At 69.5% G+C, this 14,059-nt stretch carries 17 protein-coding genes and 1 tRNA gene; 8 read left to right on the top strand and 10 right to left on the bottom strand.

Going from position 1 to position 14,059, the window contains the following annotated elements; translation table 11 throughout:
* Window positions 1–175 precede the first annotated feature (175 nt).
* Window positions 176–1,132: a manganese catalase family protein gene (locus VM780_RS12545; protein ID WP_325447813.1), complete on the top strand. Its 957-nt coding sequence runs from the start codon at window positions 176–178 to the stop codon at window positions 1,130–1,132.
* Window positions 1,133–1,247: 115 nt separating this feature from the next.
* Here VM780_RS12545 and VM780_RS12540 read toward each other — a convergent pair.
* The 8 genes from VM780_RS12540 to VM780_RS12505 all read right to left on the bottom strand — a co-directional run bounded on the left by VM780_RS12540 (window position 1,248) and on the right by VM780_RS12505 (window position 5,423).
* Window positions 1,248–1,323: transfer RNA gene (locus tag VM780_RS12540), tRNA-Phe, on the bottom strand.
* 132 nt (window positions 1,324–1,455) lie between these two features.
* Window positions 1,456–1,650: a DNA gyrase inhibitor YacG gene (yacG, locus tag VM780_RS12535; protein ID WP_325447811.1), complete on the bottom strand. Its 195-nt coding sequence runs from the start codon at window positions 1,648–1,650 to the stop codon at window positions 1,456–1,458.
* A 6-nt stretch (window positions 1,651–1,656) separates the two neighbouring features.
* Window positions 1,657–2,280 carry a Maf family nucleotide pyrophosphatase gene (locus VM780_RS12530; RefSeq protein WP_325447809.1) on the bottom strand — a complete coding sequence of 208 codons (624 nt, stop codon included), beginning with the start codon at window positions 2,278–2,280 and terminating at the stop codon, window positions 1,657–1,659.
* A gap of 49 nt (window positions 2,281–2,329) precedes the next feature.
* A complete protein-coding gene (gene infA / locus VM780_RS12525; RefSeq protein WP_131003039.1) occupies window positions 2,330–2,548 on the bottom strand; it encodes a translation initiation factor IF-1 in 219 nt (72 codons plus the stop codon).
* Window positions 2,549–2,695: 147 nt separating this feature from the next.
* Complete coding sequence (locus VM780_RS12520; RefSeq protein WP_325447804.1) at window positions 2,696–3,160, bottom strand: low molecular weight phosphatase family protein; 465 nt, start codon at window positions 3,158–3,160, stop codon at window positions 2,696–2,698.
* A 6-nt stretch (window positions 3,161–3,166) separates the two neighbouring features.
* Window positions 3,167–3,658, bottom strand: coding sequence for a UPF0262 family protein (locus tag VM780_RS12515; RefSeq protein ID WP_325447802.1), 492 nt, complete (start codon window positions 3,656–3,658; stop codon window positions 3,167–3,169).
* Between the two features lie 16 nt (window positions 3,659–3,674).
* Complete coding sequence (hisD, locus tag VM780_RS12510; protein ID WP_325447800.1) at window positions 3,675–4,973, bottom strand: histidinol dehydrogenase; 1,299 nt, start codon at window positions 4,971–4,973, stop codon at window positions 3,675–3,677.
* 6 nt (window positions 4,974–4,979) lie between these two features.
* Window positions 4,980–5,423, bottom strand: coding sequence for a DUF2948 family protein (locus VM780_RS12505; RefSeq protein WP_325447798.1), 444 nt, complete (start codon window positions 5,421–5,423; stop codon window positions 4,980–4,982).
* A gap of 197 nt (window positions 5,424–5,620) precedes the next feature.
* Here VM780_RS12505 and VM780_RS12500 point away from each other — a divergent pair, with 197 nt between their 5' ends.
* Window positions 5,621–6,922, top strand: a complete 1,302-nt coding sequence (locus VM780_RS12500; protein ID WP_325447796.1) for an MFS transporter — start codon at window positions 5,621–5,623, stop codon at window positions 6,920–6,922.
* Between the two features lie 21 nt (window positions 6,923–6,943).
* Here the strand turns inward: VM780_RS12500 and nth are convergent, their stop codons facing one another.
* Window positions 6,944–7,687 (bottom strand): endonuclease III, encoded by a 744-nt coding sequence (gene nth, locus VM780_RS12495; protein WP_325447794.1) that lies wholly within the window; start codon window positions 7,685–7,687, stop codon window positions 6,944–6,946.
* A 20-nt stretch (window positions 7,688–7,707) separates the two neighbouring features.
* Here nth and VM780_RS12490 point away from each other — a divergent pair, with 20 nt between their 5' ends.
* Together VM780_RS12490 and VM780_RS12485 are read left to right on the top strand one after the other, a co-directional pair.
* Window positions 7,708–8,217 carry a DUF2244 domain-containing protein gene (locus VM780_RS12490; protein ID WP_325447792.1) on the top strand — a complete coding sequence of 170 codons (510 nt, stop codon included), beginning with the start codon at window positions 7,708–7,710 and terminating at the stop codon, window positions 8,215–8,217.
* Window positions 8,218–8,345: 128 nt separating this feature from the next.
* Complete coding sequence (locus VM780_RS12485) at window positions 8,346–8,510, top strand: Thivi_2564 family membrane protein (RefSeq protein WP_183395084.1); 165 nt, start codon at window positions 8,346–8,348, stop codon at window positions 8,508–8,510.
* A gap of 23 nt (window positions 8,511–8,533) precedes the next feature.
* On the opposite strand, the gene galE is transcribed toward VM780_RS12485, so the two are convergent.
* Window positions 8,534–9,550 carry a UDP-glucose 4-epimerase GalE gene (galE, locus tag VM780_RS12480; protein ID WP_325447789.1) on the bottom strand — a complete coding sequence of 339 codons (1,017 nt, stop codon included), beginning with the start codon at window positions 9,548–9,550 and terminating at the stop codon, window positions 8,534–8,536.
* Window positions 9,551–9,745: 195 nt separating this feature from the next.
* On the opposite strand from galE, the gene VM780_RS12475 reads away from it, so the two are divergent.
* The 4 genes from VM780_RS12475 to VM780_RS12460 all read left to right on the top strand — a co-directional run bounded on the left by VM780_RS12475 (window position 9,746) and on the right by VM780_RS12460 (window position 14,059).
* The gene (locus VM780_RS12475; RefSeq protein ID WP_325447788.1) at window positions 9,746–11,881 is read left to right on the top strand and encodes a GGDEF domain-containing phosphodiesterase; all 2,136 of its coding nucleotides are present in this window, start codon (window positions 9,746–9,748) and stop codon (window positions 11,879–11,881) included.
* A gap of 76 nt (window positions 11,882–11,957) precedes the next feature.
* Entirely contained in the window at window positions 11,958–12,854 is an 897-nt protein-coding gene (argB, locus tag VM780_RS12470) for an acetylglutamate kinase (RefSeq protein ID WP_325447787.1), read from the top strand.
* Window positions 12,855–12,862: 8 nt separating this feature from the next.
* Window positions 12,863–13,183: a hypothetical protein gene (locus VM780_RS12465; RefSeq protein WP_325447785.1), complete on the top strand. Its 321-nt coding sequence runs from the start codon at window positions 12,863–12,865 to the stop codon at window positions 13,181–13,183.
* 114 nt (window positions 13,184–13,297) lie between these two features.
* Window positions 13,298–14,059, top strand: coding sequence for a pyrimidine 5'-nucleotidase (locus VM780_RS12460; protein ID WP_325447784.1), 762 nt, complete (start codon window positions 13,298–13,300; stop codon window positions 14,057–14,059).

The following is a 14,059-nucleotide window of genomic DNA, read 5'->3' as shown; positions in this document are numbered from 1 at the left end:
TTCCGGTCGCGTCGAGGACGCCGCGTCGCTCCGAGCGGGGCGCGCTTGCATCGTGCGAGCTGTCCAGTCGGGCCAGGCTCGCGTCCGCCGGCGGTTTCCGCGAGCTGATCCGGCGAAGGCCCGGAACAAGTTACCCCGCAGCCTGTTTAGGGAGCCCGACTCTGGAGCTCTCTCAATGTTCATGCACAACAAGCGACTGCAATACACCGTCCGGGTCTCGGAGCCGAATCCGCAGCTCGCCTGCATGATCATGGAGCAGTTCGGCGGCGCGGATGGCGAGCTCGCCGCCGCGATGCGCTATTTCACCCAGGGGCTGGGCGAGGATGATCCCGGCCGCCGCGACATGCTGCTGGACATCGCGACCGAGGAGCTGAGCCACCTCGAGGTGGTGGGTTCGATCATCACCATGCTCAACAAGGGCCTCAAGGCGCAGCTCGCCGAAGGGCAGATGAAAGAGGCCGAGCTCTATCGGATGATCGGCGCGAGCGGCACGTCGGTGAAGGAGTCGATCCTGTTCGGCGGCGCGCCGGCGCTGTGCGATTCGGCCGGGGTGCCGTGGACGGCCGCCTATGTCGATTCGCGCGGCGAGCCGACCGTGGATCTGCGGTCCAACATCGCCGCCGAGGCGCGCGCCAAGATCGTCTACGAGCGGCTCATCAACATCACTGACGACCCTGGCATCAAGGACGCGCTCGGCTTCCTGATGACCCGCGAGGTCGCGCACCAGAAGTCGTTCGAGAAGGCGCTCTACGCGATCGAGAACAACTTCCCGTCCGGCAAGCTTCCCGGCATCGAGAAGTACGCCAGCATGTACGTGAACACGTCCCAGGGCGAAGGCGACGTGAACGGTCCGTGGAATTCGGGAGAGGAATGGGACCGGGTCGACGATCTGGAGCAGGTCATGCCGGCCGACGACGGCGACGGTCTGGCGACCGTCAAGCTCGACGCCAAGGACAAGAAGGTCGCGGCCAAGATGGTCGAGCGCACGATGTCCGATCCCGCCTCGGACCCGACCACGGGCGCCGATCTTGGCGCGGGACCGGGAGCCGGGCGCACCAAGAATGGCGACATGGGCGGCGCCGCCAACATCCAGGAAGCCCCGGCTCTCGCGGAAGCCGCCTCGCGCAAGTAGGGCGCGGCGGTCCGGCCGAAACAGCATGATGCAGAGGCCCGCTGGTCACCCGGCGGGCCTTTTTTATTCCGTCATTCAGCGGCGTCGAGGCCCGCCTCAGGGGCGGGGCGTAGGATGGTGCCCGGGGGCGGATTCGAACCACCGACACGCGGATTTTCAGTCCGCTGCTCTACCAACTGAGCTACCCGGGCCAAGGCGGAATGCGCCAGCTGCGCGACCGTCTCGAAGCGGCGTCGCCGCCGGACGGCGAGGCCGCCGCGGCTTATAGGGGGTCGGCCGGAGGGTGTCCAGCGGCTAGCGTGGATCCACGGCCGGCCGCGGCGTCAGTGCGCGGTGTCGTCGCCCGGCTCAGGCTCATCGGGCTCCTGCTCTTCGGCCGGCACGGCGTAGACGCCGCCAAGCCAGCGCGACAGATCGACGTCGGCGCAGCGCTTGGAGCAGAAGGGATGAAACGCCGCGACCGACATCTTCCGGCATATCGGGCAAGGCCGAGGCGCGTAAGCGCGTTGTTCGCTCATTTCGATTCAGGTCTTCGACGACCAGCCGTCGTGAAGGGGAAAGCCCTCGCCCGCGAGCAGGGCCGCGGTCTCGTAGAGCGGTAGTCCGACCACGGCGCCGTAGGAGCCGGCGAGCTTCGAGACGAAGCAGCCGGCCAGCCCCTGTATGGCGTAGCCGCCGGCCTTGCCGGTCCATTCGCCGGAGCCCAGATAGCTCTCGATCTCCCGCTCCGAGAGCCGCTTGAATCTCAAACGCGTCTCGACCAGGCGGCTCTTGAGCGCGCCCCTGCGGGTGGCGAGGCAGATCGCGGTGGACACGCGGTGCGCCCGGCCGGACAGCAGCCGCAGACAGTCCGCAGCCTCCTCGGGCGTCTCGGCCTTGGGCAGGATGCGGCGCCCGACGGCGACGACGGTGTCGGCCGCCAGGATCAGCGCGCCCGCGAGCGCGGCGTCCTGCGCGGCCAAGCGCGCGCCTTCGCGCGCCTTCTCCTCCGCCAGGCGAAGGGCCAGGCTGCGCGGACGTTCGTTGCGGCGCGGAGTCTCGTCGAGCGAGGCGGGCAGCAGCGCGTCCGGACGGACGCCGATCTGCTCCAGCAGAGCGAGCCTGCGGGGGCTTGCCGAGGCGAGGACGAGTTTGGGACGGTCCTTCATGAGGCGGGCGGTCGGACCGGCGTCTGGACGAAGGCCGAAGCTCTGGCCGTCACTTGAAACGGTAAGTGATGCGGCCCTTGGTCAGATCATAGGGCGTCATCTCGACCAGGATCTTGTCGCCCGCCAGCACGCGGATCCGGTTCTTGCGCATCCGGCCGGCCGTATGGGCGATGATCTCGTGGTCGTTCTCGAGCTTCACCCGGAAGGTTGCGTTCGGCAGAAGCTCGACGACGGTGCCCGGGAACTCGAGCAGCTCTTCTTTCGACATTTGGTCTCGATGGTGAGCGACGCCGAGGGCCCGGCGCCCGGGCGGCCGACGTCAGACATGCATTAGGATACGGCGTGATACCGGAAACGATGTGGTTTCACAACCGAGCCGCCGCAAGGCGGCGACCGGACGACCGAAAGTCAGCCGTCACACCCGAGCCTTCTGGGGCGCCCGGAACCGGTCGCGGATCCGGTTGGAGAGCGAGTCCCGCATGGCGCGGTAGGCGTCGAGCACCTGCTCCCGGCTGCCGCCCGCCGCAAGCGTCGGATCGAGCGTCGGCCAGTACTCGACCTCGACCGGCAGCCTGCGGGTGAGCTCGAGCGCCGCGTGATGGGCCTCGGGCGCGAGCGTGACGATCAGATCGAAGTTGAGGTCTTCCAGGTCCTCAAGCGTGTGCGGCTTGTGCTTGCCGAGCGTGAGCCCGACCTCCTCGAGCGCGGCGTTCACGAACGGGTCTGGCTCGCCGGGCCGGACGCCGGCCGACGCCACATAAAGCGAACGGCCGAAATAGTGCCGCGCCAGCGCCTCCGCGACGGGCGAGCGGATGACGTTCTGCCCGCACATGAAGAGCACCGACTGAGGGCGCCTGCCCTGATCGCCGCCCTCGTCCATGCGAGGTCAGCCCTTCCAGCTCAGGGCGCAGATCAGCGTGAACAGACGGCGCGCAGTGTCGTGGTCGCAGGCGATCTTGCCCTTGAGCCGCTCGCCCAGAACCTGCGCGCCCTCGTCGTGCAGGCCGCGGCGGCCCATGTCGATCGCCTCGATCTGCGACGGGCTCGCGGTCTTGATGGCTGTGCGATAGCTCTCGCAGATCAGGAAGTAGTCCTTGAGGATCTTGAGGAACGGCGTGAGCGAGAGCAGGTGCGTGACGATCTCCTCGCCGGTCTGGCGCCGGATCTGCAGCGCGAGCTTGCGGTCGAGCAGCCCGATATGGAGCGCGAACGGTCCCTCGGCCTCGATCCCCTTGGGCGCGAACTGGTTGTCCTCGACAAGATCGTAGATCGCGACCGCCCGCTCGTGCTCGACGTCCGGCGAGGCGCGGCCGATCGATTTTTCGTCGAGCGTGACCGCGACCAGCCTGTGCCTCGGATCGGGTCCCGTCTCCGACATCGCGCGATTCCCCTGCTCAGCCGCCGGGATTCATGCGGATCGCCACCGATCGCGCATGCGCCTCGAGGCCCTCGGCGCGGCCCAGCGCCACCGCCGCCGGCCCGATCGCGCGCAGCTGCTCCGGGCCGCAGCGCAGGATCGAAGTGCGCTTCAGAAAATCCAGCACGCCGAGGCCGGAGGCGAAGCGCGCGGTGCGCGCCGTCGGCAGCACGTGATTCGAGCCGCCGACATAGTCGCCGATCGCCTCGGGCGTGTGGCCCCCGAGGAAGATCGCGCCGGCGTGCCGGATCGAAGCCGCAAGCGCATCGCCGTTCTCGGCGATGATCTCGAGGTGCTCGGCGGCGATGCGGTTCGCGAGCGGCGCCGCGGCGGCGATGTCCTCGACCACGATGATCGCGCCGAACTCCCGCCAGCTCGCTCCCGCGATGTCCTTGCGCGGCAGGGTCGTGAGCTGGCGTTCGACGGCGGCCTCGACCGCGTCGGCGAGGTCCGGGTCGTCGGTGATGAGGATCGACTGCGCGGAGGCGTCGTGCTCGGCCTGCGCCAGAAGGTCGGCCGCGATCCAGTCAGGATTGCCGGTGTGGTCGGCGACGATCAGCACCTCGGAGGGCCCGGCGATCATGTCGATGCCGACGGTCCCGAACACGCGGCGCTTGGCGGCCGCCACATAGGCGTTGCCGGGCCCTACGATCTTGGCGACCGGCTGCACCGTCTCGGTGCCGTAGGCTAGGGCGCCGATCGCCTGCGCGCCGCCGATCCGGAACACCTCGTCGACGCCGGCGATCTCGGCGGCAGCCAGCACAAGCGGCGACAGCGCTCCGCCCGGCGCCGGCACCACCATGGCGAGCCGCTCGACGCCTGCGACCTTGGCCGGAACGGCGTTCATGAGCACCGAGGACGGGTAGGCGGCGGTGCCGCCCGGCACATAGAGACCGACCGAGTCGACGGGCGTCCAGCGATGCCCGAGCTCGACGCCGATCGGGTCCACATAGCTCTCGTTCGTCGGCATCTGCCGGCGGTGATGGGCCTCGATCCGGTCACGCGCCAGCGTAAGCGCGTCGAGCGCCTCGGCGTCGCAGGCGGCGCGGGCGGCGGCGATCTCCTCCGGCCCGACCCGGATGCCGAGGACCGAAAGGTCGACCCGGTCCAACCGGTGCGACAGGTCGATCAGCGCAGTGTCGCCGCGCGTCTTCACGTCGGCGAGGATCGCCGCGACGGTCTGGTCTACATCCTCCGAAATCTCACGCTTCGTCGAAAGCAGGGCGTCAAAGCACGCCGCGAAATCTTCGGCGGCGGCGGTCAGGCGGAGCGCCATTTCGGATCAGGCCTCGTCGGCTTCGTGGAGAGGAGGGGCTTTGGCGGCCCAGACTGGGCCCAGATCGGCGACCTGCGCCTCGATGCACTCGACCTCCAGGCGCAGGCATGCCCCGCCGGAAAACAGCAGATCGATCGCCCCCGAGGGTGCGTCGCCCGGGTCGAACGCGATCGTCAGCAGGTTCAACACGGCCTCTGGATTGGAGCGATCGACGCCTTTGGCCCGAACGCGCGTGACCCTGTCGAAATGCGCTGCGGTGCGCCGGCGGCGGACTTCGCCCGCGGCGCGGCGGTCGGCGCGGTTGCCGACCATCGCGAGCCGCTGCTCGGCGGGCAGATAGACCAGATCGCCGATCTTCAGCACGAAGTCCTGCAGGTGCGCCGCCAGCACCTCAAGATCCTCGGAGTCGAGTGCGACAAGCTTGAGGGGCGCGTCGGCGGGATCGGACATCGGCTCGCACGGGCTGGCTCGACCGGGGCGGCCGAATTCGGAGAGTTAGCGGGGCCGGGGGGGCCGGGCAAGCCGCGCTCGGCCGACGGCGGATCGAGACGCCGGCCGGGTCATCGCCTTCCGGACGATTGTGCCTTGCGCGGGATGGCGCTAAGCCCGTGCGCGTCTTCCGGAAATCTGTCGAAAGTCGATCGCCCGTGTCCGCGCACGCCACCGCCGCCCCGGCGAACTCTCCCGGTCGCGTCCTGTTCGCGAGCCTCGTCGGCACGACGATCGAGTTCTTCGACTTCTACATCTACGCCACCGCGGCCGTTTTGGTGTTTCCGAAGCTGTTCTTCCCCGGCAGCGATCCGACCTCGGCCGTCCTGCAGTCTTTCGCGACCTTCGCGATCGCCTTTCTGGCGCGCCCGGTCGGGGCGGTGCTGTTCGGGCATTTCGGCGATCGGGTCGGGCGCAAGGCGACGCTCGTGGCGGCGCTGATGACGATGGGGCTCTCGACCGTCGCGATCGGCCTGCTGCCGACCTACGCGTCGATCGGCGTCGCCGCGCCGCTGCTGCTCGCCTTGTTCCGGCTTGGCCAGGGCCTCGGGCTCGGCGGCGAATGGGGCGGAGCGGTGCTGCTCGCGACCGAGAACGCGCCTCCGGGCAAGGAGGCCTGGTATGGCATGTTCCCGCAGTTGGGCGCCCCGATCGGCTTCATCTGCTCCGCGGGCAGCTTTCTTATCCTGGGCGAGCTGCTGTCGGATGAGCAGTTCTTCTCCTATGGCTGGCGGATCCCGTTCGTCGCCAGCGCGCTGCTGGTGATGGTCGGGCTCTACGTCCGGCTCAAGATCACCGAGACGCCGGCGTTCCGGAAGGCGCTCGAGCGGCACGAGCGGGTCCGGGTCCCGATGCTGACGGTCGTCACGGAGCACACCTCGGCGCTCGTGCTCGGCACAGTCGCCGCGATCGCGACCTTCGTGATCTTCTACTTGATGACGGTTTTTGCGCTGAGCTGGGGCACCAGCGTGCTGGGCTACGCCAAGAACCAGTTCCTGCCGCTGCAGATGATCGGCGTGGTGTTCTTCGGCCTCACCATCCCGGTCGCCGCCAGGATCGCAGACCGGGTCGGCACGGAACGGGCGCTGATCGGCGCGAGCCTCGCGATCTTCGCGTTCGGGTTCCTGTTCCAGCCGCTGTTCGGCTCGGGCGGGGCGGCCGGGGTGCTGCTCTTTCTGTCGATCGGCCTTGGCCTGATGGGCTTCACTTACGGGCCGCTCAGCGCCGCGCTGTCGGAGCTGTTTCCGACGGCGGTGCGCTACACCGGCGCGTCCCTCGCCTTCACGCTCGCCGGCATTCTGGGCGCTTCGCCGGCGCCCTATGTGGCGACCTATCTGGCGAGCGCCCACGGACTGGCGGCTGTCGGCTACTACATGTCCGTGATGGCCGCGCTGAGCGCGTTCGCCTTCTGGCTCATCGGCCGTCGACGGACGTTCCAACTGGCCGCCGGAAGAGTCTGAGCGCCGAGAGGCCTCGGCCGTCTAGTCGGCGAGCTGGCCGGCGCGGGCGGGCGGCGCCGGCGGCGTCTTCGGCTCGAAGGGGCATAGGTCGTTGATCAGGCACGCCGGGCAATCGGGCCTCCGCGCCTTGCAGACGTAGCGGCCGTGCAGGATCAGCCAGTGATGCGCATGGCGCCGGTAGCGCGCCGGCACCGTCTTCTCCAGCCCGAGCTCGACCTCGAGGGGCGTCTTGCCGGGCGCGAGGCGGGTGCGGTTGCCGACCCGGAACAGATGCGTGTCGACCGCGATCGTCGGCTCTCCGAACGCCGTGTTGAGCACCACGTTTGCGGTCTTGCGCCCTACCCCTGGCAGCATCTCCAGGGCCGCGCGAGAGGGCGGCACCGCGCCGCCATGCTCGGCGATCAGCTTCTCCGACAGCGCGACGACGTTCTTCGCCTTGTTGCGGTAGAGGCCGATCGTCCGGATCAGCTCGCGCACCCGCTCCTCGCCGAGCGCGACCATCTTCTCCGGCGTCCGAGCCTCCGCGAACAGTCTCCGCGTGGCCTTGTTGACGCCGGCGTCGGTCGCCTGCGCGGACAGGACCACCGCAACCAGCAGGGTGTAGGGATCGACATGCTCGAGCTCGCCCTTGGGCTCGGGATCCCGCGCTTCGAACCGGCGGAAGATCTCCTCGACTGTCGCAGGCGGCAGACGCCTGGGACGCCCGGCCTTCTTCCCTCCGCCGGCCGTCGGCTTTTTGCGCGGAGAGGACTGACGCTCTGGCATCGCAGACCTATACTCGGCCCATGAGCCGGGACGCCAGTCGCCCAGACCCCGAAAGCGAGGTCTTCGCCGCGGTGATCACCCCGCACCGCTCGCTGGGGCGGCGCGGCTTCGTCATCGTGATGGCGGCGTTCGCGCTGGTCTCGACCGCCGTCAGCGTGCCGTTCTACCTGATGGGCGCGTGGCCGGTCGTCGGCTTCTTCGGCCTCGACGTGCTGGCGCTGTGGATCGCGTTCCGGCTGAACTTCGCCGCGGCGCGGGCCTGCGAGCAGGTGGCGCTGAGCTACGTCGAACTGCTGATCCGCCGCGTCCCGCACCGCGGCCGGCCGGCCGAGTGGCGCTTCAACCCGCTCTGGGTCCGGCTCGAAACCGAGACCGACGAGGATTTCGGGATGACGCGGCTTGCGGTGGCGCAACGCGGCGACCGGCTCGACATCGCGGGGGCGCTCTCGCCGCGCGAGCGGGCCGAATTTGCGGAGGCGTTCGGGCGCGCCCTTGCGAACGCAAAGGCGGGACCGCGGACGGACGCCTGAAGCGAGGAAGAGATTCCGGAACGGATCGCCGCCCCGCGCGTTTTTACGTCGCGACGGCGCGTAATCGGGAGCGAGCCGACGTTTCCCACCCAACCCCGAATAGTTCTCGCCGCAAAGGATGACGAGAAATGGAAGGGCCCCTCATCGGCATTCTGATCACCATTCTGGTGATCTTCTTGGTTCTCTACCTCATCGGAATGCTGCCGATCGACGGCCGGGCGAAGCAGATCATCCGGATCATCGTCATCATCATCGGCATCATCTCCCTGCTCAAGTATCTCGCGGTGTTCTGATCGCGAGCCGCTCGGCGGCAGAGTCAGGCGCGCCCCCTCGCAAGCCGAGGGCGGCGCGCTTCGTTTGTCCACCAGAACTCCTCCCAGCGCAGCGCGTCGCCGACGATCAGGTCGAGGTCGGCGCGTTTTGGGCGCCATCCCAGCGTCTCCCGGATCAGGCTGGCGTCCGCGACTGAAACGTAAGGGTCCCCGGCCCGCCGCGGCTTCTCGGCGACCGGAAAGTTTCTCTCGGAGACCCGACGGACCGCCTCGACGACCTCGCGCACGGAATAGCCCCAGCCATAGCCGCAATTGAGCGTCTGGCTGTCCCCGCCGGCGCGCAGATGCCGCAGCGCCGCGACATGTGCTTCGGCGAGATCCGACACATGGATGTAGTCGCGCACGCCGGTGCCGTCAGGGGTCGGCAGATCGGTCCCGAAGATCGACAGGCCCTCGTTCAGACCGAGCGCCGCCCGCGTGGCGAGCGTGATCAGGTTCGACGCGCCCGGCGAGCGCTGTCCGGCCCGCAGCCGGTGATCCGCGCCCGCGACGTTGAAGTACCGCAGCACGACATAGGCGAGGTCATGCGCCGCCGCGCCATCGCGCAGAATACGCTCGGACATCAGCTTCGAGGCGCCGTAGGGCGATGCGGGGTCGGTCGGCGCGGTTTCTGACGTCGGGGTCGGCGGCGCAAGGCCGTAGACCGCGGCGGTCGACGAGAAGATCACGCGCCGCACGCCCGCCGCCGTGAGCGCTTCGAGCAGGGCCGACGTCTTGGCGGTGTTGGCGGCGTAGTAGCCGAACGGGTCCCGCACCGACTCCGGCGCGGAAATGCGGGCGGCGAAATGCACGACCGCCTCCACATTGTGGGCGGCCACGGTTTTCATCACGAGCGCCCGGTCGGCGACGTCGCCGACCACCAGCGGCACGTCGGCCGGCACGGCTTCGCGGAAGCCCGTCGAGAGATCGTCCAGCACCACGATGGGTTCGCCGGCGTCGCGCAGCGCCAGGACCATGTGCGAGCCGATATAGCCGGCGCCGCCGGTGATGAGCACCGTCATGTCGTCACCCCCGCGGGCCGAGCCGCCATTCCGCCGACCGTACGGGGGAGCGCCTTTCCATTTGCTTGCGGTGATCGAGGAATCTCATGGGCTTTGAACGTTTTGACGACGATATGACCGCCGCCGCTAACGATTGATTCAGGATGCCCGCGCTAGCGTCCCGTGAGGTTCGTGACGCCGAGGAGCGCAGGGCGGATGCCACACGCCAACTGGCCCGGCGCCGGCGGGTCTGACGATCGCTGGTGGCGCGGCCTGGCGGCCAGGTCGACGCTTGCACTGGGGGCGGCGCTGGCGGCGCTCGCGGCGGTGGTCATCATCACAGGCGGACTCTATGTCCGCAGCGCGGCGATCGCCTCGACCGAGCGCGACCTCGCCGCCGCGGCCCAGCGCCTTGCGGCCGCCATCGGACAGGATGTGACGCCCGCGCGGTTCGATCAGCTCAGCGAAGCCGCAGCGCTCGATTATGCCTATGTGCTCGGCCCTGCCGGCGAGGTTCTTGTAGGCGCCCGCCCGTCCTCGGCGCCGGCGCCATCTCCGGACCTACGCTCCGACGCCGGGCGCGATGGCGCGGCGGCGCTGACAGTGGAGCGTGGGTTCGCCGGCGCGGCGGTGCGCGCCGCGCTTTCCGACGGCGCCGCCGTCACGGTGCATGTCGGGCGCTCGCTCCGCGACGCCGACGCCGCCATGCGCGGCATGATCGCCCGCGCCTCGCTTGCGGCGCTCGCGCTGCTCGCCCTCATCCTCCCGCTTGCGGCCTGGTTGATTGATCGGGCCGCGGCGCCGCTGCGCGCGCTGACTCGGGCCGTTACGCGTCCCGGCGCGGCCGAGGACGAGGTGCGGCGCGCCGGCGGCCGCCGCGATGAGATCGGGGCGCTCGCGCGGGCCCATCTGTCGATCGCCCGCAACCTCGCCGAGAGCGCTGATGCGCTGCACCGGCTGACCTTCGACGATCCGCTGACGCGCCTGCCGAACCGCGGCAGCCTGACGAGCCGCCTCACGGCGGCTCTGCAGGTCGGCCGCAAGCTCGCCCTGCTGCGGGTGGAGGTCGTCGGTCTCGCCCGTGTGGCCGCGGGCCTTGGCCAGCAGCATGGCGACGACGCGATCCTCGGGGCCGCGGACCGGCTCAGGATGGCGTCCGCCGAGTGGACCCGCGCGGCGCTCGCGCCGTCCGGGGCGGACTCCTCGGTTTTCCTCGCTCGCATCTCTGATTCCGGCTTCGCGATGCTCGCGCTCGGCGCAGACGGCGAGGCCGCCGAGGAGCTTGCGCGGCGCGCCGTCGCCGCCTTCGAGACGCCCATGCCGGTCGGCGATCATTTCGTCACGCTGAGCCTCGCGATCGGGGTCGCGATCGGTCCCGACGACGGCGACGAGGCCGACGGCCTGCTCCGCAGCGCCTCCGCCGCGCTGTCGGCGGCGCGCTCGGCCGGGCCGCAAAGCGTGCGCACGGCGGACGCCGGGCTCAATCAGCTCGCCTATGGCCGGCTTCGGCTGGAGGAGGACCTGCGCCGCGCGCTCGACAACAACGAACTCGAGGTTCATTTCCAGCCTCAGATCGCGCTGAAGCCGGGGGTGGTCTCCGGGGCGGAAGCGCTGGTTCGATGGCGGCACCCGATCAGGGGGCTCGTGCCCCCGATGGAGTTCGTCACGCTCGCCGAGGAATGCGGGCTGGTCGAACAGCTCGGGCGCTTCGTGCTCGCCGAGGCGAGCCGGGTCTGCGCCGGCTGGACCGCCCGCGGCATGGCGCTTCGGGTCGCCGTCAACGTTTCGACCCTGCAGTTTCGCAACCCGCGCTTCGGCGAGACCGCCCTCGAGATCATCCGCGCCGCCGGGGCCGATCCCTCCCGCGTCGAGCTCGAGATCACCGAGAGCGCCGCGATGGGCGACCCGGAGCACGCCGCGCGCGAGCTGGCGCCGCTCAAGGCCGCCGGCGTCAGAATCGCGATCGACGATTTCGGAACCGGCTATTCGAACCTCGCGACCCTGACCCAGCTGCCCTTCGACGTCCTGAAGATCGATCGCGCCTTCGTGCTCGACGCGCTGAACGCGCCCGCGGCCCGCGTCGTGGTCGGCACCGTCATCGGCATGGCGGACAATCTGGGAGTCGACACCGTCGCCGAAGGCGTCGAGACCGAGGAGCAGCTCGACTTCGTCATCAGCCATGGCTGCACCTACGCCCAAGGCTATCTGTTCGGGCGCCCGATGGCGGCGGACGCCTTCGAGGCCTGGTACGCGAACCGCCTCGTGTCGGAGCTTCGGGCGCTCGCGGAGCGCGCCGCGCCCGATCTGTCCGGCTCTCCGAGCTGGGCCGTCAGCGCCTTGATGGCGAGCTGAAGCGCCGCTCCTCATTGAGGCGTCGCGCCGAAGCGTCTAGAACGCCGCCGGCCACATTGCCGTCGAGCGAAGCCCCATGACCGTCAGCGCCCCAGATCCGCACGACACCGCGCGCATCCTCGTCGAAGCGCTGCCCTATATGCAGCGTTACGACGCCGCGACCGTGGTCGTGAAATATGGCGGCAACGCCATGGGGGACGCCAACGCAGCGCGCTGGTTCGCGCAGGACGTCGCGATCCTCAAAGAGGTCGGCATCAACCCCGTCGTAGTCCATGGCGGCGGGCCGCAGATCGGCGGCATGCTCGACCGGCTCGGCATCAAGAGCGAGTTCAAGGCCGGCCTGCGGGTGACCGACAAGGCCACGGTCGAGATCGTCGAGATGATCCTGGCCGGCTCGATCAACAAGCAGATCGTGGCGTCGATCAACGCGGAAGGCGGCCGCGCCATCGGTCTCTCCGGCAAGGATGGCGGCATGGTCGCGGCGCGCAAGGTGAGCCGCACGATCATCGATCCTGAGACCCGGGTCGAGGAGGTGGTGGATCTCGGCTTCGTGGGCGAGCCGGAACGGGTCGACCGCGCCGTGCTGGACTGGGTGATCGCATCCGACTTCATCCCAGTCGTCGCGCCGGTCGCGACCGCCATCGACGGCCCGCAGACCTACAACGTCAACGCCGACACCTTCGCGGGCGCGATCGCAGGCGCGGTGAAGGCGAAGCGCCTGTTGATGCTGACGGACGTGCCGGGCGTGCTCGACCGCGACAAGAAGCTGATCCAGGAGCTTTCGGTGGAGGAGGCGCGGAGGCTGATCGCCGACGGCACCATCTCCGGCGGCATGATCCCCAAGGTCGAGACCTGCATCTACGCCGTGGAGCGCGGCGTGGAGGGCGTCGTCATCCTGGACGGCAAGACGCCGCACGCCGTTCTGATCGAGCTGCTGACGCCGGGCGGCGCCGGCACGCTCGTCACCCGCTGACCGCGGCCGTGGCGGTCGTCCCGTTCAAGCGGCCGGAGACGGCGAGCGCGAAGCCCCGGCGTCGCTCGCTCGGCGAATTTGCGACCGCAATGGCGGGCGTCGGGCTCACGCTCTTCCTGCTGCCCTCGCTCTGGTCGGGCGTGCCCCAGAACCTGCTCGCCGTCGTGCATCTGCTGGTCGCGGTGGTCTATTTCCAGCAGGGGCCGAGGATCGTCGCGGGCGTCTGGATCGCAGCCTCGCTGGTCCTGCTGGCGCTCACCGGAGCTCCGTCGCCGGTGAGCTACGCGCTCGCGGTCGCCGTGGGATATGCGGATCTGGCGCTCCGCTGAGCCGCCCGGGCCGGTCCGGCGGCCCTAGAAAAGCCGCGGCGTCGCGACAACATGTTCGTCATACAGCGCGCTCAGACTGTAGGGACGGACATCGCCGAAAGACGCCACCCATTCATGAACCGCATTCCCGATCCGCAGTCCTTCGCCGCTCTTAAGGAGCACGCGCTCCAGGCCGAGGCGAAGGGTTTCGACCATGTCGACACCTGGGTGTTCGATCTCGACAACACCCTCTATCCCGCCTCGTCGCGGCTGTTCGACCAGATCGACGCGAAGATCACCGCCTATATCGCGCATCGCTACGACATCGACGGCCTCTCGGCCCGCGCGCTGCAGAAGCACTATTACCGCAAGCACGGCACCACGCTGCGCGGCCTGATGGCCGAGGAGGGGCTGGACCCGGCCGACTTCCTCGCCTTCGTGCATGACATCGACCATTCGGTGCTGGTCCCCGCGCCGGACCTTGCGGCCGGCATCGCGCGGCTGCCGGGCCGGCGCTTCGTCCTGACCAACGGCTCGCGCCGCCACGCCGAGAACGTCGTCGCACGGCTGGGCGTGGCGGACCTCTTCGAAGACGTGTTCGACATCGCGGCCGCAGGCTTCGTGCCGAAGCCCGAGCAGGCGGCCTATGACGCCTTCCTGAAGCTCCACGGCGTCGCGCCCGAAAGGGCTGCGATGTTCGAGGACCTGTCGAAGAACCTCGTGGTGCCGCACACGCTGGGAATGCGCACCGTGCTGGTCACCCCGAAGGGCGGCGAACCCGAGGGGCTGGAGCGGCTGACCTCATTCGACGACGCGCTGCCGGCGCCCCATGTCGACCATATGACCGACGACCTTCCGGGGTTCCTCGCCGCCCTCGCGATCGTCGCCGCGAATTGA

This window comes from Hansschlegelia sp., from assembly GCF_035538955.1.
Lineage (GTDB): Bacteria > Pseudomonadota > Alphaproteobacteria > Rhizobiales > Methylopilaceae > Methylopila.
This window is presented reverse-complemented; position numbering and strand designations above follow the sequence as displayed.

Bases quoted from the DNA above. Each gene is read 5' to 3' on its own strand.
- VM780_RS12545 (WP_325447813.1), top strand. From the start codon at position 176: ATGTTCATGCACAACAAGCGACTGCAATACACCGTCCGGGTCTCGGAG.
- yacG (WP_325447811.1), bottom strand. From the start codon at position 1,650: ATGAGCGAACAACGCGCTTACGCGCCTCGGCCTTGCCCGATATGCCGG.
- VM780_RS12530 (WP_325447809.1), bottom strand. From the start codon at position 2,280: ATGAAGGACCGTCCCAAACTCGTCCTCGCCTCGGCAAGCCCCCGCAGG.
- infA (WP_131003039.1), bottom strand. From the start codon at position 2,548: ATGTCGAAAGAAGAGCTGCTCGAGTTCCCGGGCACCGTCGTCGAGCTT.
- VM780_RS12520 (WP_325447804.1), bottom strand. From the start codon at position 3,160: ATGGACGAGGGCGGCGATCAGGGCAGGCGCCCTCAGTCGGTGCTCTTC.
- VM780_RS12515 (WP_325447802.1), bottom strand. From the start codon at position 3,658: ATGTCGGAGACGGGACCCGATCCGAGGCACAGGCTGGTCGCGGTCACG.
- hisD (WP_325447800.1), bottom strand. From the start codon at position 4,973: ATGGCGCTCCGCCTGACCGCCGCCGCCGAAGATTTCGCGGCGTGCTTT.
- VM780_RS12505 (WP_325447798.1), bottom strand. From the start codon at position 5,423: ATGTCCGATCCCGCCGACGCGCCCCTCAAGCTTGTCGCACTCGACTCC.
- nth (WP_325447794.1), bottom strand. From the start codon at position 7,687: ATGCCAGAGCGTCAGTCCTCTCCGCGCAAAAAGCCGACGGCCGGCGGA.
- VM780_RS12490 (WP_325447792.1), top strand. From the start codon at position 7,708: ATGAGCCGGGACGCCAGTCGCCCAGACCCCGAAAGCGAGGTCTTCGCC.
- VM780_RS12485 (WP_183395084.1), top strand. From the start codon at position 8,346: ATGGAAGGGCCCCTCATCGGCATTCTGATCACCATTCTGGTGATCTTC.
- galE (WP_325447789.1), bottom strand. From the start codon at position 9,550: ATGACGGTGCTCATCACCGGCGGCGCCGGCTATATCGGCTCGCACATG.
- VM780_RS12475 (WP_325447788.1), top strand. From the start codon at position 9,746: ATGCCACACGCCAACTGGCCCGGCGCCGGCGGGTCTGACGATCGCTGG.
- argB (WP_325447787.1), top strand. From the start codon at position 11,958: ATGACCGTCAGCGCCCCAGATCCGCACGACACCGCGCGCATCCTCGTC.
- VM780_RS12460 (WP_325447784.1), top strand. From the start codon at position 13,298: ATGAACCGCATTCCCGATCCGCAGTCCTTCGCCGCTCTTAAGGAGCAC.